The organism is Aestuariibius insulae (assembly GCF_040783535.2).
Lineage (GTDB): Bacteria > Pseudomonadota > Alphaproteobacteria > Rhodobacterales > Rhodobacteraceae > Aestuariibius > Aestuariibius insulae.
Map to the genome: position 1 here is coordinate 190,501 of NZ_JBFONW020000005.1, position 23,743 is coordinate 214,243.

The window sequence follows — 23,743 nt, forward strand, 5'->3', positions numbered from 1 at the left end:
AACCCAGTCAGCAATATCTCAACCTTGTAAGTTGGACTTACACCAATGGACTGGAAGACCATCCCCTCCCTCGCTTCCCTGCGCGCGTTCGATGGAGCTGCGCGGACCGGATCGCTGTCCGAGGCGGCCAGATCGCTCAACGTAACCCATGCCGCCATCTCGCAGCATCTGCGCGCTTTAGAGGCTGAGTTTGGCGTTCCGCTTCTGGACCGGACAGGAAAGGGCGTGATTCCGACAGCCGCAGGACAGATCCTCGGGTCAGCGCTCGCCGACGGTTTCGATCGCATCGCCGCCGGGATCGAGGCTCTGCGCGGGGAGATCGCAGGCCGCCCCCTGACTGTCGCCACGACCCCGACCTTCGCCGAAAACTGGCTGATGCCCCGGCTCGGCAGCTTCTGGGCCGCTCATCCCGAGGTCGAGATCGCGCTCAAACCGGCCAACCGGCTCGCCGATATCGCGGGCGGCGAGGCCGACCTGGCGATCCGCTATGGGTCTGGCGCCTGGCCCGGCTTGCAGGCGGAGAAACTGGCTCCTGCGACCTTCGTCGTCGTGGCCAGCCCAACCTTCACAAAGATCAATACGCTGCCTGCCTGCTGCTGGTACTTCGTCGAACGCGGCTTCGAGCATCGCAAATGGGCGATCAGCCACGGCCTCGTCACCGAAGGCACGCGGATCGAGCATCTCGACAGTAACGCGCTCGTTCTCTCAGCCGTCCGGGCCGGGCACGGCCTGACCGCCCAGACCCGCGCCAATGTCGATGCCGACCTGGCCTCGGGCGCGCTCGTGGCGTTGGGAGAGTTCGAAGACGAGGGCGCGGGCTATTTCCTCGTGACCCGTGCCGGCGAGCCTTCTCCGGCTCTCAAGGCTTTTACCAGCTGGCTCAAGACCGACATCTAACACCGGCGCACCGCGAAGGCCGGGCGGGCGGGTGTCGTCGCAGCGCAGCAAGACGCAGTCGCCCCCTCCGGCCCCTCGACAGCGGCCACCGAACTGCCTATCTCCCCCCGATGGCCAAGAAGGACGATAACAAGAACTACAAGGTGATCGCCGAAAACCGGCGGGCCCGCTACGATTACGCGATCGAGGATGACCTTGAATGCGGCATCATGCTGATGGGCTCCGAAGTGAAGGCGCTGCGCACCGGCCAGTCGAACATCGCCGACAGCTATGCCGCCGTCGAGGACGGCGAACTCTGGCTCGTCAACGCCTATATCGCCCCTTACGCGCAGGCCGGCACATGGGGCCATGACGAGGAACGCCGCCGCCGCAAGCTTCTCGTCTCCAGAAAAGAGCTCTCGAAGCTTTGGAATTCGACCCAGCGGCAAGGCATGACGCTCGTGCCTCTTGTGATGTATTTCAACGATCGCGGTCTGGTAAAGGTCAAGATCGGCGTCGCCAAAGGCAAGAAGACCCAGGACAAGCGCGATACCTCGGCCAAGCGCGACTGGCAGCGCCAGAAGGCTCGCCTGCTCAAGCAGGGTTGACGCTTCCCCGCTTGCCAGAGCCGCAACTGCCCATTACCACCGGCAGCATCCACGAACCAAAGGCTTGCCATGTCCGCCGATGATCCCGCCACCCTTGTCTCAACCGCCTGGCTTGCAGATCACCTGAAGGATCCCGACCTCAGGATCCTCGATGCCAGCTGGCACATGCCGGATAGCGGTCGCGACGCCAAGGCGGAATACGAGGCGGCCCATATCCCCGGCGCCCGCTTTTTCGATATCGACGAGATCAGCGATCACCGCTCGGACCTGCCGCATATGGTGCCGCCGGTGGACAAGTTCATGTCCCGCATGCGCGCCATGGGCGTCGGCGATGGCCATCAGATCGTGATTTATGACAGCACCGGGATCTTCTCGGCGCCGCGGGTCTGGTGGCTCTTCAAGCTGATGGGCAAAAAGGACGTCGCCGTGCTCGATGGCGGCCTTCCCAAATGGCAAGACGAGGGTCGCCCGCTCGAAGATCTGCCCCCCGTTATCCGCGACCGCCACATGACCGTCAGCCGCCAGAACCTGCTGGTCCGGGACGTCACGCAAGTCGCGCGCGCCTCCAAGCTCGGCGATCACGAGATAATCGACGCCCGCGCCCCGGCCCGCTTTGATGGAACGGCAGACGAGCCGCGCCCCGGTATGCGCTCCGGCCATATCCCTGGATCCAAGAACCTCTTCTACAAGACCCTCCTGAACGAGGACGGCACGTTGCGCGGCCCCGACGCCCTTCGGAAAGCCTTCGAGGCGGCGAATGTCGATCTAGGCAAACCGGCCATCACCACCTGCGGATCGGGTATCACCGCCGCCATCCTGTCGCTCGCTTTGGCGCGGATCGGGAAGGAGGATCACGCCCTCTACGACGGGTCCTGGACCGAATGGGGCGCCTTCCCCGATCTTCCGATCGCCACCGGCTCAGCCTGATGTTCCACGGCCTTCCCGCCGGTCAGGAGGACCCGATCATCGCCCTGATGCTGGCCTTTCGGGGCGACACCCGCCCGGGCAAGGTCGATCTGGGCGTCGGTATCTACCGCGACTCCGAGGGCGCCACCCCGGTGATGTCAGCGGTCCGCAAGGCCGAACAGCACCTCGCAGAGACGCAAGAGACCAAGGCCTATACCGCCCTCACCGGCGATCCGGCCTTCGCCGACGCCCTGCGCAAGCTGACCCTTGGCGACGCCGCGAGCGCGGACCGCATCGCCTTTGCCGGAACCCCCGGCGGGTCGGGCGCGCTACGTCAGGCCTACGAATTGATCGCCCGAACCGCACCGGACGCCACCGTTTGGCTGCCCGATCCTTCCTGGCCCAATCATATGGCCGTACTGGATTACCTCCAGCGGCCCACCCGCACCTACCGCTACGCCGCGCCGGAAGGAGAGCTCGACCGCGACGCGTTCTTCGAGGATCTGGCGAGCATCCCGCGCGGCGATGTCGTCCTGCTCCACGGCTGCTGCCACAACCCGACCGGCATCGATCCGGCGCCCGAGGACTGGACCCGGATCGCCGAGATCCTGTCCCAAACTGGCGCTGTCCCTCTCATCGATCTGGCCTATCAAGGCTTCGGCACCGGCCTGACCGAGGATGCCGCCGGCCTTCGCCATCTGGCCAAAACCCTGCCCGAGATGCTGCTCTGCATCAGCTGCTCGAAGACGTTTGGCCTCTATCGCGACCGCGCCGGGCTGCTGCTCGCGCTCGCCGCGAATGATGCCGACCGCACCACACTGCAAAGCCAGCTCACCTTGCTCAATCGCAACGCCTTCTCCTTCCCGCCCGACCATGCCGGGCGTCTGGTCAGCACCGTGCTGGCCGACCCGGTTCTCAAGGCCGAGTGGGAAGCCGAACTGACCGCCATGCGCACCCGCATTCGCACCCTGCGCGACACATTCACGGCAGAGCTTCGGCGCCTCACCAATTCGGACCGCTTCGACCGGATCGCGTCGCAGAATGGCATGTTCTCTCGCCTGCCTCTCGAGCCAGAGGCGATCCGCGCCCTGCGCGAGGATCACGGTATCTACCTGATCGGGGATGGCCGGATGAATGTCTCGGGCCTGACGGACGAGACCATCCCCCGCGTCGCCCGCGCCATCGCCGAGACAACCGTTTGAGCCAAAGAAAAACCCGGGCGCCGCAAAACGCCCGGGTCGGTCTTCCTTATCGCGCGGGGCTTAGCCCTTGGCGAATTCCGGATAGGCTTCCATCCCCAGCTCCGAGCTGTCGAGACCGGTGACCTCGTGCTCCTCGCTGACGCGGATCCCCATCGTGACCTTCAGGATGAACCAGATGATCCCGCTGGTGACTATCACGAAGGCGGCCACGATCAGGATCGACAAAAGCTGCCCCATGAAAGTCGCGCCATCAGGGTTGGTCTCACTCTGAGCGTTTGTCAGCAGAACCGCCATCGTGCCCCAGATCCCCGCGAAGAGGTGCACCGGAATGGCGCCCACCACATCATCGATCTTCAGCTTGTCCAGAAGCGGAACCGTCAGCACCACGATCACGCCGCCGACGGCACCGATCAGCGTAGCCGCGCCCAGCGACGGCGTCAGAGGCTCAGCCGTGATCGAGACCAGACCGGCCAGCGCACCGTTCAGCACCATCGTCAGATCGACCTTGCCATACATCAGCTGCGTCAGAATTAGCGCTGCAACCGCGCCGCCTGCTGCCGCCGTGTTGGTGTTGGCGAAGATCCGGCTGACGTCAGCCACGTCTCCGACCGTGCCCATGGCCAGCTGCGAGCCGCCATTGAAGCCGAACCAGCCAAGCCACAGGATGAACGTGCCCAGCGTCGCCAACGGCAGATTCGAGCCAAGGAACGGCACGACACGCCCGTCCTTTGCGTATTTCCCGATGCGCGGTCCAAGGATAATGGCGCCCATCAGAGCAGCCCAGCCGCCAACCGAGTGCACGACCGTCGAGCCCGCGAAGTCGAGGAACCCATACTGGCTGTCGAGGAAACCGCCACCCCACTTCCAGGAGGCCTGGATCGGGTAGATGAACGCGGTCAGAACGACGACGAAGATCAGGAACGGCCACAGCTTGATGCGCTCGGCCAACGTGCCCGAGACGATCGACGCCGTCGTGGCGCAGAACATTAGCTGAAAGAAGAAGTCCGATCCGGTCGAGGCATAGCCGTAATCGTCGGCCGCTTCGGCCGCGATGCCCACGGCTTCCAGCTTGGCGGTGGAGAACAGGATGCCAAGATAGCCGCCCGTCTCGTCCGATCCGATGGACCAGCTTCCCAGCGGGTACATCAGGTTATAGCCGACGAGATAGTAGGCGATCGCCGCCAGCGAAAAGAGCGAGATGTTCTTGGTCAGCTGCATCGTCACGTTCTTGGACCGGACAAGTCCGGCCTCGAGCATGGCGAAACCGGCCGCCATCCAGAACACGAGGAAACCGCCGATCAAAAAGAGCAGCGAGTTGAAGATGAAGACGCTGTCGGTCGAGGCGTTCACGCCAGCGGCGGGACCGTCATCCTGCGCCAGCCCGAGGCTGGGAAGCGCGATCAGCGCAACCGCCGGGGCGAGTGTCTTTAGATATGTCATTGAATGTGTTTCCCTCATCCCACAGCGCGCTAGAGCGCGTCCTCGTTGGTTTCCCCGGTCCGCACCCTGACGGCGCTTTCCACGTCCAGGACAAAGATCTTTCCGTCGCCGATCTTCTCGGTCTTGGCGGTCGATGCGATCGTCGCCACAACCTGATCGGCCATCGCCGCGGCAACGACGATTTCCAGCTTCACCTTCGGCACGAAATTCACGGCATATTCGGCGCCGCGATAGATCTCGGTGTGACCCGACTGCGCTCCAAAGCCCTTGATTTCCGTTACCATCATGCCTTTCACCCCGATTCCGGTCAGCGCTTCGCGGACCTCCTCGAGCTTGAACGGCTTGATCGTCGCAATGATGAGTTTCACGATCTTCCCCTTGCAGTTACGCGCGGTGGCCGGTCATCCCGGCGGCCCGCTCGTGTTGCACAAGGCGCAGCGAGCGCGGCTGCGGCAAGAGACGGAGCGGCTTAGGCGACGCCGCTCAAGCGCTCATATGCACAATTTTTGCACAAATGATCTCAAGCGCTTATTAATTAGGCGTGGAATAAATTCGCAACGCGGCACCGGATGCTCTCTACTTTTGCGGCGCGAGTGACTATCTTGGGCGGCAAAACAAATCCCGGCACAGGGTAAGGGCAGAGCATGAGTCGAAACGGCAAGTCACGGGCGCCTCTCGTTGCGGACAAACGGACCCAGCGGTCTGCGAAGACAGCCGCCAAGCCTAAGTCGCGGCGCAAAAGCGCCTCTCGCCGAAAGCCCGCGCGCCAGCGCAACGGCCTCTTTGCCAAGATCCTCGGTGCATTCGGCGATCTTCTGCGGTTCGTTCTGCGGATTATCTGGGGTCTGACCTGGCGCGGCGGCGTCATCGTCAGCCTGCTCATCGCGATGGCCGTCGGCTATTACGCCACCACCCTCCCCGAAGCGACCGCTCTGGTCGATGGCCGGGCTCGCGGCTCGGTGACGTTGCTCGACCGCGAAGGCGACGTCTTCGCCTGGCGCGGCGACCAGTTCGGCGGCATCGTTACCGCAGAAAGCGTCTCTCCCCATCTCAAGCACGCCGTCGTCGCCACAGAGGACAAGCGCTTCTACCTGCATCCGGGCATCGATCCGCGCGGCATCGCCTCGGCGATCAAGATCAATCTGCGCGCCGGGCGCGGCCCCCTTTCGGGCAATGGCGGCTCGACCATTACCCAGCAGACGGCAAAGCTGCTCTGCCTCGGCGACCCCTACGACCCCGATGCCTGGGAAAGCGAAGCCGCCTACGAGGCCGACTGCCGCCGCACCACGCTCTGGCGCAAGGCCAAGGAAGCCGTCTACGCGATGGCGATGGAGGTGCGCTACACCAAGAACGAGGTCCTGACGATCTACCTTAACCGCGCCTATCTCGGCGCGGGCACCCGAGGGTTTGAAGCTGCGGCCCAGCGCTATTTCGGCAAATCCGCGTCCGAGGTTGGCGCCGCCGAGGCCGCGATGCTCGCCGGTCTTCTCAAGGCGCCGACGACCTATGCGCCGACCAACAACCTCGAACGCTCCCGCGACCGGGCCAGCATCGTCATCGGTCTGATGAACGACCAGGGCTATCTGTCCAACGATCAGGCCCAGATCGCGCGAACCAACCCTGCCACCCTCTCCAAAGCCGCCGAGCGGCGGGCAGGCGGCTACTTCGCCGATTGGGTCATGGAAAGCGGCCCCGAATTCTTCACCCGCGACACGACCGAGGATGTCATTATCCAGACCACCCTCGATCAGGCCATGCAAAAGGCAGCCGAGGACGCGATGAAGCGTATCTTTGAGGAAAAGCTCAAACCCGGCTCCGAAGCGCAGGCCGCCATCGTCGTGATGAGCGCGGACGGCGCCGTGCGCGCAATGGTTGGCGGACGCGACACGACGGTCGCAGGGGCCTTTAATCGCGCGACGATGGCCAACCGCCAGCCCGGATCGGCGTTCAAGCCCTTCATCTACGCGGCCGCGCTCGATCTGGGGCTGTCCCCCGATGATATCCTCGACGATTCGCCCCTGACGCTGAATATCCCCGGCTCCGGTCCGTGGACCCCGCAGAACTACGACCGCAAGTTCCGCGGCCCTGTCACGCTGACCCATGCCCTGCGCGACAGCCTCAACATCCCCGCCGTGCGCCTGTCCGAAAAGGTCGGCCGCGAGACGACCCGCACCGTCGCCAGCATGTTCGGCATCGAAAGCGATTTGGCGCTCGGTCCCGCCCTAGCCCTTGGCGCCTCGGAATCGACCCTTCTCGAGATGACGGGCGCCTATGCCGGCATCCTTAACGGCGGCTCGTCCGTGACGCCCTATGGTCTGATCCAGCTTCGCCTTCAGGGTGAAAGCGAACCGCTGATGGACAACAGCTCCGGCGGGATCGGGGAGCGTGTGATCCAGCGCGACGCGGCAGAACAACTTGTCTGGATGATGCACAAGGTCGTCGAGGAAGGCACCGGCCAGCGCGCGCGCCTGCCCGGCCGCGAGGCTGCGGGCAAAACCGGCACGACCCAGGCCGCCCGGGATGCGTGGTTCATCGGCTTCACAGCGGACTACGTTGCCGGTGTCTGGATGGGATACGACAACAATACCCCACTCACCGGCGTCACAGGTGGGGGTCTTCCGGCCGATATCTGGCGCGAGGCGATGATCGGCGTGCACCAGGACCTGCCGCCGACGCCGCTTCCGATGCAGGGCCCGGCCGCGCCAGCCTATACGGCTCCGGCGCAAACCCAGTCGCAGGGCAGCTCGACCTATGTCGGTGCCGAAAGCGACGGATTTGGCGGCACTCGCAGGCAACCCAGCCGCACCGCCGAAGAAGAGGTGGAGCGTGTCCTGATCGATATGCTCGAGGATCTGATCCGAGGGAATTGACCGTCTCGATCAACCGTCCGGTGCATCGCCCTCTGGCGGTTCGATCGCAAAGGCAGGTTTTGCCCCGGCCTCTTCGTCTTCCTCGTCCGGCACCGCCGCCGGACAGGCCTCGTATTTGAACGCGTACCCGTCCCACATCATAACGATGCCGCCATCGGCTGCCCGCATTACGATGGCCCGTGCCTGCCAGTCGGACCCTTCGCCCGTGCAAACCATGTCGTAGATCTTGGCATCCATATCGACGATGGAAACCGGCCGCTCCATCCGGCACGAATTGTCGACCCCGGTGAAGACCCCGCCTTCGATCTTCAGCGCTCCGCCTTCGACCCCGATCGCAGTGCAGTCGGCCTCCGCGCTCTGCCTATAGACACCATCGAACGGCCCTGCCGCTACGGCATGAGCGAAAGTCACCCCAAAAGCCGTGAAAGCTCCGCTTTTGAGTATGTTCATCCTGTTCTCTACCCTATGGTCTCGAAAAATTTGTATAATCAGACGGTCCGCTGGGGAAGCCGCGACAGTAAAGCATGTTTATTCATCACGCATTTTACAGACTCAAGAAACGTAAACACTTCTCGGATATCTCGGGCGCTGCCGCATCTATCTTCGCTTGGGCGAATGGATTAGCTAGCGGCGCATCGAAAGATACAGGGACGGGCATGAACAAACAGGTTAGTCAGCCTGGCAAGGCCGAACTCAGGGATGCCTTGCGCGAAAGCCGCAAGCTCTATTGGGCCGTGGGGATCTTCAGCTTCTTCGCGAATCTGCTGATGCTGACCGGCCCGATCTACATGCTCAATGTCTATGATCGTGTCCTCGGATCCCGCTCGATCGAAACACTGATCGCCCTGACTGTCCTCGTCGCGTTCCTCTACGGCATGATGGGTATCATGGATTACGTGCGCGGCCGCGTCATGGCCCGCGCCGGGGCCCGCTTCCAGTCCCGCCTCGACCAACGGGTCTTTTCGGCGACGATGCAGCATGCCTCGCTCGGCGTGCCCGAGGGGCGCAACACCGGCCAGCGCGATCTCGAAGCGGTGCAGCGGCTCATGACCTCCCCTGTCCTGATGGCGTTCTTCGACATCCCCTGGACCCCGATCTTTCTCCTTGGGATTTTTGTCTTTCACCCGCTTCTGGGCCTTCTGGCCGTTGTAGGCGGGGTCCTCCTGATCATCATCACGCTGGTGAACCAGACCACCACGAAAAAGCCTGTGCTCGAGGCAAATGTCGCTGTGCACCAGACCGAAAATCTCGGCCAGCAGTTCCGCGACGAGGCCGAGATGGTCAGCTCCATGGGCATGACTGAAGCCGCCTATCGCCGCTGGCGCATTGCCCGCGACAAAAGCCTCAGCTCCACAATCGATTCGGTCGATGTCTCGGGCACCTTCACCGCGCTGACCAAATCCTTCCGCATGTTCCTGCAATCGGCGATGCTGGGTCTTGGCGCCTATCTCGTGCTGACAACGCAAGGCGCCTTTTCGGCAGGGGCGATGATCGCCGCGTCGATCATGATGGGTCGCGCATTGGCTCCGGTAGAGCTGGCGATCGGCCAATGGGCCGTCGTCCAGCGCGCCACGAAGGGATGGGAAAGCCTCGCCGATCTGCTCGGCGGCATCCCCCATACCAAGCCGAAGACGGCGCTCCCGAAACCCAAGGCGCTTCTTGAGGTTCAGCAACTCACCGTCATTCCCCCGGGTGAAAAGCAGGCCTCGCTCCGCATGCTGTCCTTCGTGGTCCAGCCGGGCACTGCCATCGGCGTCATCGGAACCTCGGGCGCGGGCAAATCCACGCTGGCCCGCGCGCTCACCGGCGTCTGGAAGCCCGCAGGCGGCAAGATCCGCCTCGATGGCGCCTCGCTCGACCAGTACGACCCCGAAAATCTTGGCCGCCATATCGGCTACCTGCCCCAGCGGCTTCAACTCTTTGATGGCACGATCGCCGAAAACATCGCGCGCCTGTCGCTCGAACCCGATGACGAGATGGTCGTACAAGCCGCCAAACGCGCCGCCGCGCACGAGATGATCCTCAAGCTCCCCGAAGGCTACGATACCCGCGTCAGCACGACCTCCGGGCGGCTGTCGGGCGGTCAGATCCAGCGGATCGGTCTGGCCCGGGCCATGTATGGCGACCCTGTCATCCTCGTTCTGGACGAGCCGAATTCGAACCTCGACAATGAGGGATCGCAGGCGTTGAACGCCGCGATCAAAGCAACCAAGGCCTCGGGCCGCAGTGTGCTCATCATGGCCCATCGCCCGGCCGCCATTCAGGAATGCGAAATGCTCCTCGTCATCGAAGGCGGCGCGCGCAAGGCCTTCGGCCCGAAAGAAGAGGTGCTGCGCGAAATGGTTGCCAATCATAAAGACATCGCCGCCGCCGGCGTCCGCAAAGGAGGCGTCACATGAGCCCGCAACCCGACAAAACCTGGTCCGCCTCTCGCCCGCTGACCATCGGCTTCATCGCTCTGATTATCCTCGTCGGCGGCTTCGGCACATGGTCCGTCATGGCGCAGATCTCGGGCGCGATCATCGCGACCGGCCAGATCGAGGTTGACCAGAACCGCCAGGTGATTCAGCACCCTGATGGCGGCGTCGTCCAAGCGATCACCGTCGATGAAGGCGACCGCGTGGAAGAGGGGGATCTCTTGATCCAGCTCGATCCGACGCTTCTTCAATCCGAACTCTCAATCGTCGAAAACCAACTGTTCGAGATTATGGCCCGCCGCGGCCGCCTCCAGGCAGAGCGCGACGATGCGGAGGAAATCGAATTCGACCCACTCCTCGCCGAAGGCGGCGATCAGGCGCGCGAATTGATGGAAGGGCAGGAACGTCTCTTCGAGGCCCGCCGTGCGTCCACCCAGAAGGAAACTCAGCAGCTTGGCAAGCGCCGCGACCAGATCGCCGACCAGATTGTAGGGATCGAAGCACAGCAGATCGCCCTGACCTCGCAGCTTGGCTATATCGAAAAAGAGCTGACCGATCAGCAAAGTCTCCTCGACCGAGGCTTGGCTCAGGCCAGCCGTGTTCTATCGCTGCAACGCGAACAGGCGAGCCTGTCAGGCCGCGCGGGCGAGCTGGCCGCTTCCAAGGCACAGGCCGAGGGCCGCGTGACTGAAATCGATATCGAGATCCTCAAACTCGGCACCGCCCGCCGGGAAGAGGCGATCACGACCCTGCGCGATCTGCAATATTCCGAGCTTGAGTTGCTCGAACGTCGCCGCTCGCTCCGCGAACAGCTTTCCCGCCTCGATATCCGCTCCCCCGTGGCGGGGATTGTCTACGGCCTGCAGGTCTTCGCCCGCCGGTCGGTGATCCGTCCCGCCGATCCGCTGCTTTACGTCATCCCGCAAGACCGGCCGCTGGTCATCGCGGCCCAGATCGAACCCAATCACATCGATCAGGTCTTCGTCGGTCAGGACGTCGTGCTGCGCTTTTCCGCCTTCGATCAACGCCGCAGCCCGGAACTCAACGGCCAGGTCGTGCTCGTCTCTGCCGATGCCTTCGAAGATGACCGCTCTCAGCTGACCTATTACAGGGCCGAGATTGTCCTGGCCGAAGGCGAGATCGCCAAACTGCCCTCCGACATGACCCTGATCCCCGGCATGCCCGTCGAAAGCTTCATCCGCACCGATGATCGCTCGCCAATGGCCTATCTCGTCAAACCATTGAGTGACTATTTCGCCAAGGCCTTCCGCGAGAGCTGAAACCGGTCTAGCGTCGCTCCGAACCAACGGAGGCTCCCCATGACCGGACAGATTGAAACCCGCCTTGCCCAGCTCGGCGTCACTCTCAGCGACGCACCCGCCCCGGCGGCCAACTACGTCCCTTTCGTTCAAAGCGGCGATCTCGTCTATGTTTCCGGCCAAATCAGCCAGACGGCCGAAGGCCTGATCACGGGCAAATTGGGCAATGACGTCAATCTCGAAGGCGGCGCAAACGCGGCCAAGGCCTGCGCCGTGGCGCTCCTTTCGCAGGTCAAGGCGGCTTGCGACGGCGATCTCGACCGCCTCGTCCGCGTCGTCAAACTAACAGGGTTCGTCAACTCGACCCCCGATTTCACCGATCAGCCCAAGGTTATCAACGGCGCGTCCGACTTCCTTGTCGACGCGCTGGGTGATGCGGGCCGCCATGCCCGCGCTGCCGTCTCCGCCGCCTCGCTTCCCCTTGGCGTCGCGGTCGAGATCGAAGGGATCTTCCAGATCAAATGATCCCCCTCCCCGAGGCGTTCACCTCCGGTCCGCTCGCGCACCGCGCCTTGCACCATCACGCAGCGGGCCGGATCGAAAACTCCACCAGCGCCGTTCAGGCCGCCATAGCAAACGGCATCGGTGTCGAAATTGACGTCCAGCTCTCATCGGATTGGAAGGCAATGGTCTTCCATGACTACACGCTCGCCCGCCTGACCGATGCGTCGGGAGCCGTCCGCGCCCATCCAAGCGACACACTCAGACAGATCCCCCTGACCGGCTCGACCGACACAATCCCGACCCTGCCTGACATTCTCGAGCTCATCGCAGGCCAGATCCCCGTTCTCATCGAGCTCAAGGACCAGGACGGCACCCTCGGCTCCAATATCGGCCGCCTCGAACAGGCTGTCGCCCACGCATTGCAAGGCTATGACGGCCCGACCGCTGTGATGTCCTTCAATCCCCATTCCGTCCGGGCCCTTAAGGATCTCGCGCCCGAGATCCCCCGCGGCCTCACGACTTGCGCGTTCCCCGAAGCCGACTGGCCGCATATCCCCGCCTCGATCCGCGACCGCCTGGCTGAAATCCCCGATTACGACACGACCGGCGCCAGTTTCATCAGCCACCAGCATACCGATCTGACCAGCCCCCACGTCACCCGCCTCAAGGACAAGGGCGCTAAGATCCTCTGCTGGACCATTCGCTCGCCCAAGGAAGAAGCCGAGGCTCGACAGATCGCCCATACCTTCACCTTCGAAGGCTACGATCCGACACCTTGACCGATGCGCCCCCGGCCCCAAGTGCAAACGCTCAAGGGGCATCCATGACCAGCGACCAGATCGAGATCAGCGTCCTCTCCGACCTCTCCCAGATCGCGCCCGGCGACTGGGATGCCTGCGCCTGCCCCGAAGCAGCCACAGGCCGCCCGCTCGATCCGTTTACCACCCACCGCTTCCTGCGCGCGCTGGAGGTCAGCGGCTCGGTCGGCCCGGGCACCGGCTGGCAACCGCGCTATCTCGCCGCCAAATCGGACGAGACCTTCGCCGTCGCCCCGCTCTATGCCAAGGGCCACAGCCAGGGCGAATACATCTTCGACCACAACTGGGCCCACGCCTATGAAAGCTATGGCGGCCGCTACTACCCCAAGCTTCAGCTCGCCGTCCCCTTCACCCCCGCCACCGGCCGCCGTTTCCTGACCAAGCCGGGGCACGAGACCACCGGTATGGCCGCCCTCACCCAAGGCGCCGTTCAGCTCGCCTCGGAAAACGAGCTTTCCTCGCTCCACATCACCTTCTGTACCGACACCGAGGCCGATCAGGGCGAGCGCATCGGTCTGCTGAAACGCACGACCCAGCAGTTCCACTGGCTGAACGATGGCTACGACAGCTTCGATGCCTTCCTCGCCAGCCTCTCCTCGCGCAAGCGCAAGAACATCCGCAAGGAACGCGCCACGGCGAACGCCTTCGGCGGTCAAATCCACATGCTGACTGGGGACCAGATCGAACCCCATCACTGGGACGCCTTCTGGCATTTCTACCAGGACACCGGCGCGCGCAAATGGGGCACACCCTACCTGACCCGCGCCTTCTTTGACGAAGCGCAGCAGCACCTGCGGGACGACATGCTATTGGTCCTCGCCGAACGGGACGGACGCTACATCGCGGGCGCTCTGAACTTCATCGGGCGTGATACGCTCTATGGCCGCTACTGGGGCTGCACCGAGGATCACGCATGCCTGCATTTCGAATTGTGCTATTATCGTGCCATCGACTATGCGATCGAACACGGGCTGTCCCGCGTCGAGGCAGGCGCCCAAGGCGCACATAAACTCGCCCGGGGCTATCTGCCGGTGCAGACCCACTCGCTCCACTGGTTCCGCGAGGACGGCTTCACCGACGCCGTCGCCCGCTACCTGCAGGCCGAACGCGCCGCCACCGAAGAGGAAATCGAGGTTCTGACCGCCTACGGCCCGTTCCGCAAAACCCATCAGGAGGAGCAGCAATGACCGACAAACTCAGCCCCGAGGCCCGCGCCGAGGCCCTGAAAGCCCTCGCCCAAACCGGCTGGGAAGAGGTGCAGGATCGCGACGCGATACAGAAAACTTTTACATTCGGGAACTTCGTGCAAGCCTTTGGGTTCATGACCCAATCGGCCATCTGGGCCGAGAAACTCAACCACCATCCCGAATGGTCGAATGTCTACAAGACGGTCGAGGTCACATTGACCACCCATGACGCAGATGGCCTCAGCGAGCTGGACGTAAGGCTCGCCAAGAAAATGGACGCACTCGCGCAGTAACCCCTTGGAACAGCTTCTCAATACCGAAATCTGGCAAGGCCAGACAATCGGCGACATCCTCACCCTCGATTTCCTGACCGAGATCTTCGGCAACCTGCTCGCCGCCATCGCGATCCTGATCGCGGGCTTCTGGATCGCGGGCGCCATCTCCCGCCGGATCAAGCGGCTCTCGGACCGGCACCAGCGCTTCGACAAGACGCTCTTCGCCTTCCTGTCGAATATCGCGCGCTACGCGATCCTCGCTTTCACCTTCATCTTCGTGCTCAACACATTCGGAGTGCAAACGACCTCGATGGTCGCCCTCGTCGGTGCGGCGGGCCTCGCCATTGGTCTGGCCCTGCAAGGCACGCTTTCGAACGTGGCGGCAGGCGTGATGCTGATCCTCTTCCGCCCCGTGAAGATCGGCGATTTTGTCGAGGTCAACGGAAAGATGGGGACGGTGCAAAGCCTGACACTCAACTATCTGGAGCTGGCCAATATCGGCAACGTTCAGATCATGATCCCCAATTCCGAGGTCTGGGCGAACACGATCACCAACTATTCGACCTATCCCACCCGCCGCGCCGAATGGACCTTCGGCGTCGGCTACGGCGTTAACCTCGCCAAAGCGCAGCAGGTGATCCTCGACACGATCATGGCTGACGACCGCTCGCACAACGATCCTGAACCCTTCATCCAGGTCAACGAGCTTGGCGCGAGTTCGGTCGATTTCCTCGTCCGCGTCTGGTGCGATGCCGGCGTCTACTTCCAGTATCAAGCCGACATGAAGCGCGCCGTGAAAGAGGCGCTGGACGAGGCGGGCATCAACATCCCGTTCCCGACCCGCACGATCCTTCACGAGGGCAATATGCTCACCGCCGACAAGATCGAACTGGTCGAGGACTGATCTTAGATCTGATCCAGCAGCGCCTCGCCGCCAGACACATCGCATTCGCCGGGGCTCTCCTCGGCGTTCAGCACTTTGATTACGCCATCATCAGCATAAAGAGCATAACGCTGTGAGCGCTTGATCAGACCGGCGGGCGGTGCATCGAACGCCATGCCCATCCCTTCGGCAAACTGCGAAGACGCATCCGACAGCATGTGGATCCCGGCCCGCGTTGCACCCGTCTCCTCGCCCCAGGCGCGCATGACGAACGGGTCGTTGACGGCAACGCAGATGACGTCGTCCACACCCTTTTCCTTCAGCCGGTCAAAGACCCGCATAAAGCTTGGCAGATGCGCGGAATGGCAGGTCGGCGTATAGGCGCCCGGCACCGCGAACAGCGCGACCTTCTTGCCTTTGGTCAGGGACGACACGGAGACAGTTTCGGGCCCGTCCTCTCCGATCCGGATCAGGTCGGCATCGGGCAGCGTATCTCCAACGGACAATGGCATGGGCGGCATCCTTCTTGACTGGTTGGCGTTCAGGTGAGGCCGGTATAGGTTGCGTATCAGCGGCGCGCCAGCCGCTTCACTCCTTCGGAGGCTTGGGCATGCGCCACATCGTTATCATCGGCGCCGGACAGGCCGGAGCAGCCCTCGCTGCTCGCCTGCGCGCTCTGGGCTTCGATGGCGCCATCACTCTCATCGGTCAGGAGGTCGCCCCGCCCTACCAGCGCCCGCCCCTCTCCAAAGCCTACCTGCTTGGAGAGATGGAGGAACAACGCCTCTACCTGCGTCCAGCGGGCTGGTACACCGACAACGATATCACGCTCCGCACCGACACGACCGCTGTCGCCGTCGATCCCGTCACCCGCACCGTCACGCTCGAAACGAAAGAGGTGCTCACCTATGATCACCTCGCCCTCACCACCGGTGCCCGCCCGATCGCTTTGCCTGAAAGCATCGCGGGCAATCTTTGGGGCGTTCTGACCATCCGCACCCTCGGCTGCGCTGACGGCATGGCCCCCTATCTCGAGAAGGGCGGCAAGACCCTCGTTGTCGGGGGCGGCTATATCGGCCTCGAAGCCGCTGCCGTCGCCGCAAAGAAGGGCCTCGACGTCACGTTGGTCGAACAGGCCCCCCGCATCCTGCAACGCGTCGCCGCACCCGAGACCTCGGACTACTTTCGCGACCTGCACCAAAGCCACGGCGTCACGATCAAGGAAAACTGCGGCCTGACATCTCTCAGCGGCGACCAATACGCCGCCCACGCCGTGCTCTCGGACGGCACCGATCTCGACATCGACAGCTGCATCGTCGGCATCGGCATCCAGCCCAATACCGAACTTGCCGAAAGCGCCAGCCTCGACATCGACCACGGCATCGCCACCGACGAGATGGGCCGCACCTCCGACCCTTACATCTGGGCGGCAGGTGACTGCGCGTCTCTGGAGGTCCGGGGGCAGCGCATGCGCATCGAAAGCGTCCAGAACGCCATCGACCAGGCCGAGGCGGTCGCCGCCAACATGCTTGGCGCAGACACGCCTTATCAGCCCAAACCGTGGTTCTGGTCCGACCAATACGACATCAAGCTCCAGATCGCGGGCCTCAATACCGGCTACGACGAGGTTCTCGTCCGCCAAGGCGACAAGCCCGGTGCCGTCTCCCACTGGTATTTCGGCAAGGGTCAGCTCCTCGCCGTCGATGCCATGAACGATCCGCGCGCCTACATGATCGGCAAGCGCTTGATCGAGGCGGGCCGCACCCCCGACCGCGCCGCCCTCACCGACGGGACCGAGCTGAAGACCCTCCTCGCCGCGTGAGAATTGTCGCTGGACGTCACAAGGGCCTGCGCCTGACCCCCGTCGGCAAAGGCGATCCCGCCGCCCATCTGCGCCCGACCACCGACCGGATCCGCGAAAGCCTCTTCAACATCCTGCATACGCGCGGCCTCCCGGGGCCCGAAACCCGCGTCCTCGACCTCTTCGCGGGCACCGGCGCGCTCGGCCTCGAAGCCCTCTCGCGTGGCGCCGCCCATGTCACCTTCGTCGAGAAGAACCGCCCGGCCCAGCGCCTGATCGAGGCCAACATCGCCAAAGCAGGCCGCGCGGAGGACACCCGTCTCCTCAAAACCGACGCCACCCGCCTGCCGATGGCCGACCATAGCTTCGACCTCGTCTTCCTCGACCCACCCTACGGCACGGATCTCGGCGGCAAGGCCCTCGCCGCCGCCCCCTGGATCGCCGAAGGCGCCCTCATCGTCTGGGAGGACGACCGCGCCCACCCCGCCCCCGAGGGCTTCATCCCAGCGGACGAACGCCGCTTCGGCAGCACATGGATCACATTTCTCGAAAAACCCGCCGCCCCGCGCTAATCTTAAGCCCATGACCGACGCGACCTACATCCCCGAGCGAGCCGAGTCCCTCCCGCTCCCTAAACCGCAGCCCTTCGCGGCCCCGGTCCTGATCTCGGATACGGCCTCTCCGCTGGCCGGTGCAACCGTCCTCACCTGCCTTTGGCGTCACCTCGACAGACAAAGGGGAGAGGACTAACCCCTCCCCCTTCATCTTGTCATAAATATGCAATGGCGCCGCCTGAGTCGCCGTCGCTACGACGGGTCGGCGCGCCCGGCCTCCACGGCCTCCATCGCGCTTTGAACCAGGGCCGCACCGTCCAGACCGCGCGCCGTCACCTCCTCGATCCAGCGCGAGCGCACCCGATCCCCGATCTCGCGCAGCCGCGCGGTCTCGTCCTCGTTCAACTCCGCGATCTCGTTGCCCGCCGCCGCCATCGCATCGCGCCCTTCCGTGTCACCGGTGTCATGCGCGCGTCCCGCCATCGCGCTTGTCTCAAGCCCGGAATTAGCGTCGATCACCGCGCGCAGATCCTCGGGCAGGCCCTCATAGGCATCCCGATTCATCGCCCAGATGAAATAAAGGTTATAGAAGGCCCGGTCTCCGGCCACATCCGTATGGCTGTCCGTCAGCTCGTCCAATTTCAGCGACGGCGACATCTCCCACGTGATTACGCCGCCATCCAGAACGCCCTTCGACAGCGCTTCGGGAAAGGCCGGAACCGGCATGCCAATCGGCTCCGCGCCAACCTCTTCGAGCAGCATTGTCGCCGGACGCGATGGCCCGCGCAGGCGCAACCCGCTGAAATCCTCGACCGTGCCCAGACCCGCCCCGCGCTTGTGAACGATCCCCGGTCCATGCATATGGGCGGCGATCAGATGCACATCGGCAAAATCGTCCATCAGATGCTCCTGGGTAAAAATCCAGGCCGCCCGGCTCGCCTCTTCACCGCTTTTCGTCGTCATGAAGGGCAGCTCGAGCGCCTCGGCCTCGGGGAACCGCCCCGGCTGATAGCCCGGGATCACCCAGCCGCCGTCAATCGCTCCGTCTCGGATCAGATCGTACTGGCTCGGAGCCTTCCCGCCCAGCTGCATGAAGGGATAAAGCTCGACCTCAATGCGCCCGCCCGACTGCTCTTCGATGGCATCCGCCCAGGGCTGCATGAAATAGGTCGGGTTCGCCGACAGCGGCGAGACGAAATGCTGAAAGCGCAGCGTCACTTCGGGTTCGGCCATGGCCGCACCGACTAGACCGATCAACGCAAGCACAGAGGATTTCAGGGGAAATTTCATGGGTCAGCCTCCCTTTCTTCTTGGTAAGGCGCATATAAAGGTAAGCATATCTGACCTAATTGCAAGTCAGTCGCATGAGCAAAGCCCATCAGCTCCAGGTCGGATGAAAAGTCCCCGCCGGAGATAGCGTGAAGATCTCCGCCCCCTGCGCCGTGACCCCGACCGAATGCTCGAACTGAGCCGACAGCGACTTGTCCCGCGTCACCGCCGTCCAGTCATCGGCCAGAACCTTGGTTTCAGGTCGGCCAAGATTCACCATCGGCTCGATGGTAAAGAACATCCCCTCTTCCAGCAGCGCCCCAGTTCCCGCGCGCCCGTAATGCAGCACATTGGGCGGTGCATGGAACACCCGGCCCAGCCCGTGGCCGCAGAAATCCCGCACAACCGACATACGCTGGCGCTCCACATAGCTTTGGATCGCATAGCCGATATCGCCGAAGGTATTACCGGGCTTCACCGCCTCGATCCCTAGCATTAGAGCGTCATGCGTGACCTGAACCAGCCGCTCCGCCTTGCGGCTGATCGACCCGGCGACATACATCCGCGACGTGTCGCCATACCAGCCATCGACAATCACCGTAACGTCGATGTTCAGAATATCGCCGTCCTTCAGGACCTTTCCGCCCGGGATCCCGTGGCAGACCACGTGGTTCACGCTGATGCAGCTCGCATGTTGATAGCCCTTGTAGCCGATCGTGGCAGAGGTCGCCCCCGCCTCTTCGACCCGGCTTGTGATGAACTCATCCAGCACAGCCGTCGTCTGACCGGGCTCCACCAAAGGCGCCACGGCATCGAGGATCTCCGCCGCGAGCCGCCCGGCCTTGTGCATTCCGGCAAAGTCCACCGGCTCGTAGATGCGTATCCCGTCCTTCGTAAGGCGGGTCTTGCGCTCGTCCAAGGTCCACTCCTTGTCTGGCTCGTTATCCACAAATAGGCCCTTTTTCGCCGATCTTCTAGGTTTGCGGCGTCGCAGCAACCGGCAATTTCGCCGCAAGCGTCACACTCTCGCGATCAATAGCTGTGCCGTAACACAGCATTTCAACCCCCGCATGCTGCGCCGCGTCATAGGCCGCCGCATAGCCCGGATCAAGATCGGCAGCCATTTTCAGCCGCCCGCAGTCCGTCCGCTGCACCAAATAGAGCATCACGGCCCGGCGCCCGGCCTCCACCATCTTGGACAGCTCCACGAGATGCTTCGCCCCCCGTGTCGTCACGCTATCGGGAAACTCCGCCCAGTCATCTTCCCGCCGCAGATGGACGTTCTTCACCTCGACATAGGCATCCGGCAGCCCCGGCTCGGTCAGCAGGAAATCCACCCGGCTCCGCTCGCCGTATTTAACCTCCGCCCGCACGCCGCCATAGGCGGCCAGCTCCGGCACAGCCCGCGCCCGCAGGGCCTCGCCGACCACACGGTTGGGCACGCCGGTATCGATCCCCGACCAGTGCCCGCCCTCCAACTCGACCAGCCGCCAGCCATAGTTCAGCTTCTTTTTGGGATCGTCGTTCGGCTCCAGCCAGATCCGCAGTCCGGGATCCTTGAGCCCCATCATCGAGCCGGGATTGGGGCAATGGGCCTTCACGATCTCGCCGCTCTCAAGCTCCGCATCCGACAGGAACCGGTTGTAGCGCCGGATCAGCCGCGCCGGGATCAAAGGGGTGTCAAATCTCATGCCCCCTCCTATACCCATCTCAAGACAGGAGAAAACCGATGCCCAATCCCACAGCCGCCATGCTCGTCATCGGGGACGAGATCCTCTCGGGCCGCACCCGCGATGCCAACATGCACCACCTCGCCGGGCGGCTGACGACCCACGGCATCGACCTGAGAGAAGTCCGCGTCGTCTCGGACGACGAAACGGCGATCATCCTCGCCGTCCGCGATTTGTCGGACAAGTTCGATCACGTCTTCACCTCCGGCGGGATCGGCCCGACCCATGACGACATCACCGCCGACTGCGTAGCCCGCGCAATGAATACACCGATCGACGTGCGGGACGACGCTCGCGCAATCCTGCAGGCCCATTACGACCGCGCCGGAACCGACCTGAACGAGGCCCGCCTCAGGATGGCCCGCATCCCCGGCGGCGCGACGCTGATCGACAACCCGATCTCCGCCGCCCCCGGCTTCATGCTGGAGAATATCTACGTCATGGCAGGCGTCCCCGCGATTTTCGAAGCGATGCTCGCCTCGATCCTGCCCACCCTCACGGGCGGCGCACCGCTCCTGTCGCAGACGCTCCGGATCCAGCGCGGCGAAGGCGATATCGCCGGCCCGCTCAAGACACTCTCCGAGCAATACAAGGACCTCGCCTTCGGCTCCTACCCCTACCAAAAGGACGGGGCCTACGGCGCCAACATCGTGATCCGGGGCACCGACAAGGCCCGCCTCGACGCTGCCATGGTGGAGCTAAACCAGCTGTTCCCCGAATGACAGGTCCCACGATCACCGATATCTACGAGGTCATCGACACGACATGGCAACCGGCCTCCAAGACGCGCCACGGCCCCTGGATGATCCGCGAGGGCCGCGGTGCCGGAGGCCGTGTCTCCTCCGCCACCGCCGAGGCGCCCGTCATCGACGCCGACATCCCAATTGCCGAAGAGGCGATGCGCGCCTTCGGTCAGACCCCACTCTTCATGATCCGCGACGGCGAGACAGCCCTCGATCAGGCGCTCGAGGCACGCGGCTACCGGATCAAGGATGCTGTCCACGCCTATGCCGCGCCCATCGGCACGCTCGCCGCCGACCCGCCGCCTGTTACTTGTTTCGAGGTCTGGCCACCCCTCGAAATCATGAAGGAAGTCTGGGATGCGGGCGGCATCGGGCCCGAGCGCCGCGCCGTTATGGCCCGCGTCCCGGATCCCAAGACAACGATCCTCGGCCGAACGGAAGACCAGCCCGCAGGCGCCGCCTTCGTCGCCATTGCCGGGCCCTTTGCCATGACGCATGCCGTCGAAACGCTCGCCCGCCACCGCCGCCGCGGCCTCGCTGTCCACATGATGCAGGCCGCCGCCCGTTGGGCCGCGCGCCACGGCGCGACCCACATGACGCTCATCACAACCCAGGACAACATAGCCGCAAACGCGCTCTATCGCAGTCTGGGCATGACCGTGATCGGCGGCTACCATTACCGCATCCATCCGGAGGCCCCATGACCGACAGCCCCACCGCCCTCGATCTGCCGCAAGTCGATCCGCTCCCTGAGGCGACGCAAAAATACTTCGATATCTGCGAGGACAAGCTCGGCATGGTGCCCAATGTGCTGCGCGCTTACGCCTTCGACATCGCCAAGCTCGACGCCTTCACCGCGATGTACAATGACCTGATGCTGGGCGACAGCGCACTGACCAAGCTCGAGCGCGAGATGATCGCCGTCGCCGTCTCCTCCATCAACAAATGCTTTTATTGTCTGACCGCCCATGGCGCCGCCGTCCGGCAACTCTCGGGCGATCCCCAGCTAGGCGAGCATCTCGTGATGAACTGGCGCACCGCGCCGCTCAATGATCGCCAGCGAGCCATGCTGAGCTTCGCCGAGAAGATGACCCTCGAGAGCCACCGCATCGACGAACACGACCGCCAGGCCCTTCGCGATCACGGCTTCACAGACCGCGACATCTTCGACATCGCATCGGTCGCGGGCTTTTTCAACATGACCAACCGCGTCGCCTCCGCCACCGATATGCGCCCCAACGACGCCTATCACGCTCAGGCCAGATGACGACGCGCGCGGCCGCGGCCCTCATCGCGGCCCTCACTCAACCCGCCTTTGGCCAAACGGTCGATCTTCCCTCGAACGCGGCCCTGACCCTGAACGATGTCACCGCGTCAGGCAGCTATGCCTTGCCCATCGGCCCCTGGTCGGATGGAGAGATCCCGACCGACCGCCGCGACGGCACGGTCACGCGCCAGATCTGGCGTATTCCAGGGACGGGCCTGACGACCGAACAGATCGCAGCGCCTCTCCGCATTCAGCTGCGCGAGGACGGTTGGGAGATCCCTCTCGATTGTGAAACGGATGCCTGCGGCGGCTTCGATTTCCGCTTCGGGACAGAGGTTCTACCCGCTCCGCAGATGCTCGTCGATTTGGGGGATTTTCGGGTTCTGAGCGCCCGCAAGGAGGATGCAGCGCTCAGCCTCTTCATCAGCCGAACCGGTGGGGCGGGATATATCCAGCTCATTCAGCTTGGCGGTACGGCTCCCACACCCGAAGCGCCTCGCGCTGCTCCGGTCCGTTCGGTCTCAAGGTCCGGCCCCGGCGGGGAGGCCGCTGCGAACCAGCCCCGCGCTCTTCAGGCGACAACCGGAGACATACAGACGGACCTCGATACAATCGGGCGCGCGATCCTCGCCGATCTCGACTTCGCCACCGGGTCCGCGGCGCTTAGCGAGGGTCCTTACGCAGCGCTCGAGGCTTTGGCCGCCTATCTTTCAGATTATCCCAGCCGCCGCATCGCTCTGGTCGGTCATACCGATGCCGAAGGATCGCTCGAGGCCAATGTCGCGCTTTCCCGCCGCCGCGCGCAGGCCGTCCGCACCCGTCTTATAGAAAGATATGATATCGCAGCCGAACGGCTTGAAGCTGACGGAATAGGCTATCTGTCACCGATCGCGAGCAATCTGAGTGAAATCGGTCGTACAGCCAATCGCCGCGTCGAAGCGATCCTGATTTCCACCGAATAAGCCAATAAGCCAGACCACCCCATCCATATCCTTTAGGCAGTCCCAGCACGATAGCAGCCAAGGCTACGCGCCCAACTCCTTAGCTATCTCTTGCAGCAAAGCCCGCCGGCTTCCGGTCTGGCTCTAGAGGATACCACTCGCAATGACACCAACTCCATCCACTCGATAGACC

26 protein-coding genes are annotated in these 23,743 nt (G+C 63.6%); 19 read left to right on the forward strand and 7 right to left on the reverse strand.

What is annotated here, in order from left to right; all coding sequences use genetic code 11:
* Positions 1-45: 45 nt before the first annotated feature.
* The 4 genes from AAD018_RS14790 to AAD018_RS14805 all read left to right on the forward strand — a co-directional run bounded on the left by AAD018_RS14790 (position 46) and on the right by AAD018_RS14805 (position 3,592).
* Positions 46-897 (forward strand): LysR family transcriptional regulator, encoded by an 852-nt coding sequence (locus tag AAD018_RS14790; RefSeq protein WP_367315399.1) that lies wholly within the window; start codon positions 46-48, stop codon positions 895-897.
* Positions 898-1,007: 110 nt separating this feature from the next.
* On the forward strand, positions 1,008-1,484 hold the full coding sequence (smpB, locus tag AAD018_RS14795; RefSeq protein ID WP_367315398.1) for an SsrA-binding protein SmpB: 477 nt from the start codon (positions 1,008-1,010) through the stop codon (positions 1,482-1,484).
* Positions 1,485-1,553: 69 nt separating this feature from the next.
* On the forward strand, positions 1,554-2,411 hold the full coding sequence (gene sseA, locus AAD018_RS14800; RefSeq protein ID WP_367315397.1) for a 3-mercaptopyruvate sulfurtransferase: 858 nt from the start codon (positions 1,554-1,556) through the stop codon (positions 2,409-2,411).
* Positions 2,411-3,592 carry an amino acid aminotransferase gene (locus AAD018_RS14805; protein ID WP_367315396.1) on the forward strand — a complete coding sequence of 394 codons (1,182 nt, stop codon included), beginning with the start codon at positions 2,411-2,413 and terminating at the stop codon, positions 3,590-3,592. Before sseA ends, AAD018_RS14805 begins: the two co-directional genes overlap by 1 nt.
* Positions 3,593-3,652: 60 nt before the next feature.
* Here the strand turns inward: AAD018_RS14805 and AAD018_RS14810 are convergent, their stop codons facing one another.
* Positions 3,653-5,032, reverse strand: coding sequence for an ammonium transporter (locus AAD018_RS14810; RefSeq protein ID WP_367315395.1), 1,380 nt, complete (start codon positions 5,030-5,032; stop codon positions 3,653-3,655).
* A 29-nt stretch (positions 5,033-5,061) separates the two neighbouring features.
* The gene (locus AAD018_RS14815; RefSeq protein ID WP_367315394.1) at positions 5,062-5,400 is read right to left on the reverse strand and encodes a P-II family nitrogen regulator; all 339 of its coding nucleotides are present in this window, start codon (positions 5,398-5,400) and stop codon (positions 5,062-5,064) included.
* Positions 5,401-5,676: 276 nt separating this feature from the next.
* On the opposite strand from AAD018_RS14815, the gene AAD018_RS14820 reads away from it, so the two are divergent.
* Positions 5,677-7,902, forward strand: a complete 2,226-nt coding sequence (locus AAD018_RS14820; protein WP_367315393.1) for a transglycosylase domain-containing protein — start codon at positions 5,677-5,679, stop codon at positions 7,900-7,902.
* A gap of 9 nt (positions 7,903-7,911) precedes the next feature.
* Here the strand turns inward: AAD018_RS14820 and AAD018_RS14825 are convergent, their stop codons facing one another.
* Positions 7,912-8,352: a hypothetical protein gene (locus AAD018_RS14825; protein WP_367315392.1), complete on the reverse strand. Its 441-nt coding sequence runs from the start codon at positions 8,350-8,352 to the stop codon at positions 7,912-7,914.
* Positions 8,353-8,558: 206 nt separating this feature from the next.
* On the opposite strand from AAD018_RS14825, the gene AAD018_RS14830 reads away from it, so the two are divergent.
* From AAD018_RS14830 to AAD018_RS14860, 7 genes are read left to right on the forward strand one after another with little or no spacing between them, the layout of a single operon-like run.
* Positions 8,559-10,301: a type I secretion system permease/ATPase gene (locus AAD018_RS14830; protein ID WP_367315391.1), complete on the forward strand. Its 1,743-nt coding sequence runs from the start codon at positions 8,559-8,561 to the stop codon at positions 10,299-10,301.
* Positions 10,298-11,599, forward strand: coding sequence for an HlyD family type I secretion periplasmic adaptor subunit (locus AAD018_RS14835; RefSeq protein WP_367315390.1), 1,302 nt, complete (start codon positions 10,298-10,300; stop codon positions 11,597-11,599). The genes AAD018_RS14830 and AAD018_RS14835 overlap by 4 nt, the downstream gene beginning before the upstream one ends.
* A gap of 39 nt (positions 11,600-11,638) precedes the next feature.
* On the forward strand, positions 11,639-12,103 hold the full coding sequence (locus AAD018_RS14840) for a RidA family protein (protein ID WP_367315389.1): 465 nt from the start codon (positions 11,639-11,641) through the stop codon (positions 12,101-12,103).
* Complete coding sequence (locus tag AAD018_RS14845) at positions 12,100-12,861, forward strand: glycerophosphodiester phosphodiesterase family protein (protein ID WP_367315388.1); 762 nt, start codon at positions 12,100-12,102, stop codon at positions 12,859-12,861. Before AAD018_RS14840 ends, AAD018_RS14845 begins: the two co-directional genes overlap by 4 nt.
* Positions 12,862-12,905: 44 nt before the next feature.
* Entirely contained in the window at positions 12,906-14,087 is a 1,182-nt protein-coding gene (locus tag AAD018_RS14850) for a GNAT family N-acetyltransferase (protein WP_367315387.1), read from the forward strand.
* Positions 14,084-14,380, forward strand: a complete 297-nt coding sequence (locus AAD018_RS14855; RefSeq protein WP_367315386.1) for a 4a-hydroxytetrahydrobiopterin dehydratase — start codon at positions 14,084-14,086, stop codon at positions 14,378-14,380. Before AAD018_RS14850 ends, AAD018_RS14855 begins: the two co-directional genes overlap by 4 nt.
* A 4-nt stretch (positions 14,381-14,384) precedes the next feature.
* Positions 14,385-15,266, forward strand: a complete 882-nt coding sequence (locus AAD018_RS14860; protein WP_367315385.1) for a mechanosensitive ion channel family protein — start codon at positions 14,385-14,387, stop codon at positions 15,264-15,266.
* A 2-nt stretch (positions 15,267-15,268) separates the two neighbouring features.
* On the opposite strand, the gene AAD018_RS14865 is transcribed toward AAD018_RS14860, so the two are convergent.
* Complete coding sequence (locus tag AAD018_RS14865) at positions 15,269-15,757, reverse strand: peroxiredoxin (protein WP_367315384.1); 489 nt, start codon at positions 15,755-15,757, stop codon at positions 15,269-15,271.
* Between the two features lie 98 nt (positions 15,758-15,855).
* Here AAD018_RS14865 and AAD018_RS14870 point away from each other — a divergent pair, with 98 nt between their 5' ends.
* From AAD018_RS14870 to AAD018_RS14880, 3 genes are read left to right on the forward strand one after another with little or no spacing between them, the layout of a single operon-like run.
* Entirely contained in the window at positions 15,856-17,067 is a 1,212-nt protein-coding gene (locus AAD018_RS14870) for an NAD(P)/FAD-dependent oxidoreductase (RefSeq protein ID WP_367315383.1), read from the forward strand.
* Positions 17,064-17,618, forward strand: a complete 555-nt coding sequence (gene rsmD, locus AAD018_RS14875) for a 16S rRNA (guanine(966)-N(2))-methyltransferase RsmD (RefSeq protein ID WP_367315382.1) — start codon at positions 17,064-17,066, stop codon at positions 17,616-17,618. Before AAD018_RS14870 ends, rsmD begins: the two co-directional genes overlap by 4 nt.
* 10 nt (positions 17,619-17,628) lie before the next feature.
* Positions 17,629-17,796, forward strand: coding sequence for a hypothetical protein (locus tag AAD018_RS14880; RefSeq protein WP_412005286.1), 168 nt, complete (start codon positions 17,629-17,631; stop codon positions 17,794-17,796).
* Positions 17,797-17,852: 56 nt separating this feature from the next.
* Here the strand turns inward: AAD018_RS14880 and AAD018_RS14885 are convergent, their stop codons facing one another.
* The 3 genes from AAD018_RS14885 to sfsA all read right to left on the reverse strand — a co-directional run bounded on the left by AAD018_RS14885 (position 17,853) and on the right by sfsA (position 20,560).
* On the reverse strand, positions 17,853-18,890 hold the full coding sequence (locus AAD018_RS14885; RefSeq protein ID WP_367315381.1) for a TRAP transporter substrate-binding protein: 1,038 nt from the start codon (positions 18,888-18,890) through the stop codon (positions 17,853-17,855).
* An 88-nt stretch (positions 18,891-18,978) separates the two neighbouring features.
* Positions 18,979-19,788: a type I methionyl aminopeptidase gene (gene map, locus AAD018_RS14890; RefSeq protein WP_367315572.1), complete on the reverse strand. Its 810-nt coding sequence runs from the start codon at positions 19,786-19,788 to the stop codon at positions 18,979-18,981.
* 55 nt (positions 19,789-19,843) lie between these two features.
* Entirely contained in the window at positions 19,844-20,560 is a 717-nt protein-coding gene (gene sfsA, locus AAD018_RS14895) for a DNA/RNA nuclease SfsA (protein WP_367315380.1), read from the reverse strand.
* A 38-nt stretch (positions 20,561-20,598) separates the two neighbouring features.
* On the opposite strand from sfsA, the gene AAD018_RS14900 reads away from it, so the two are divergent.
* The 4 genes from AAD018_RS14900 to AAD018_RS14915 are packed head-to-tail and all read left to right on the forward strand — an operon-like array spanning position 20,599 to position 23,571.
* Entirely contained in the window at positions 20,599-21,321 is a 723-nt protein-coding gene (locus tag AAD018_RS14900; RefSeq protein ID WP_367315379.1) for a competence/damage-inducible protein A, read from the forward strand.
* Positions 21,318-22,046 (forward strand): GNAT family N-acetyltransferase, encoded by a 729-nt coding sequence (locus AAD018_RS14905; protein WP_367315378.1) that lies wholly within the window; start codon positions 21,318-21,320, stop codon positions 22,044-22,046. Before AAD018_RS14900 ends, AAD018_RS14905 begins: the two co-directional genes overlap by 4 nt.
* Positions 22,043-22,609: a peroxidase-related enzyme gene (locus AAD018_RS14910; protein ID WP_367315377.1), complete on the forward strand. Its 567-nt coding sequence runs from the start codon at positions 22,043-22,045 to the stop codon at positions 22,607-22,609. The genes AAD018_RS14905 and AAD018_RS14910 overlap by 4 nt, the downstream gene beginning before the upstream one ends.
* On the forward strand, positions 22,606-23,571 hold the full coding sequence (locus AAD018_RS14915) for an OmpA family protein (RefSeq protein WP_367315376.1): 966 nt from the start codon (positions 22,606-22,608) through the stop codon (positions 23,569-23,571). Before AAD018_RS14910 ends, AAD018_RS14915 begins: the two co-directional genes overlap by 4 nt.
* The last annotated feature ends 172 nt before the right edge of the window (positions 23,572-23,743 follow it).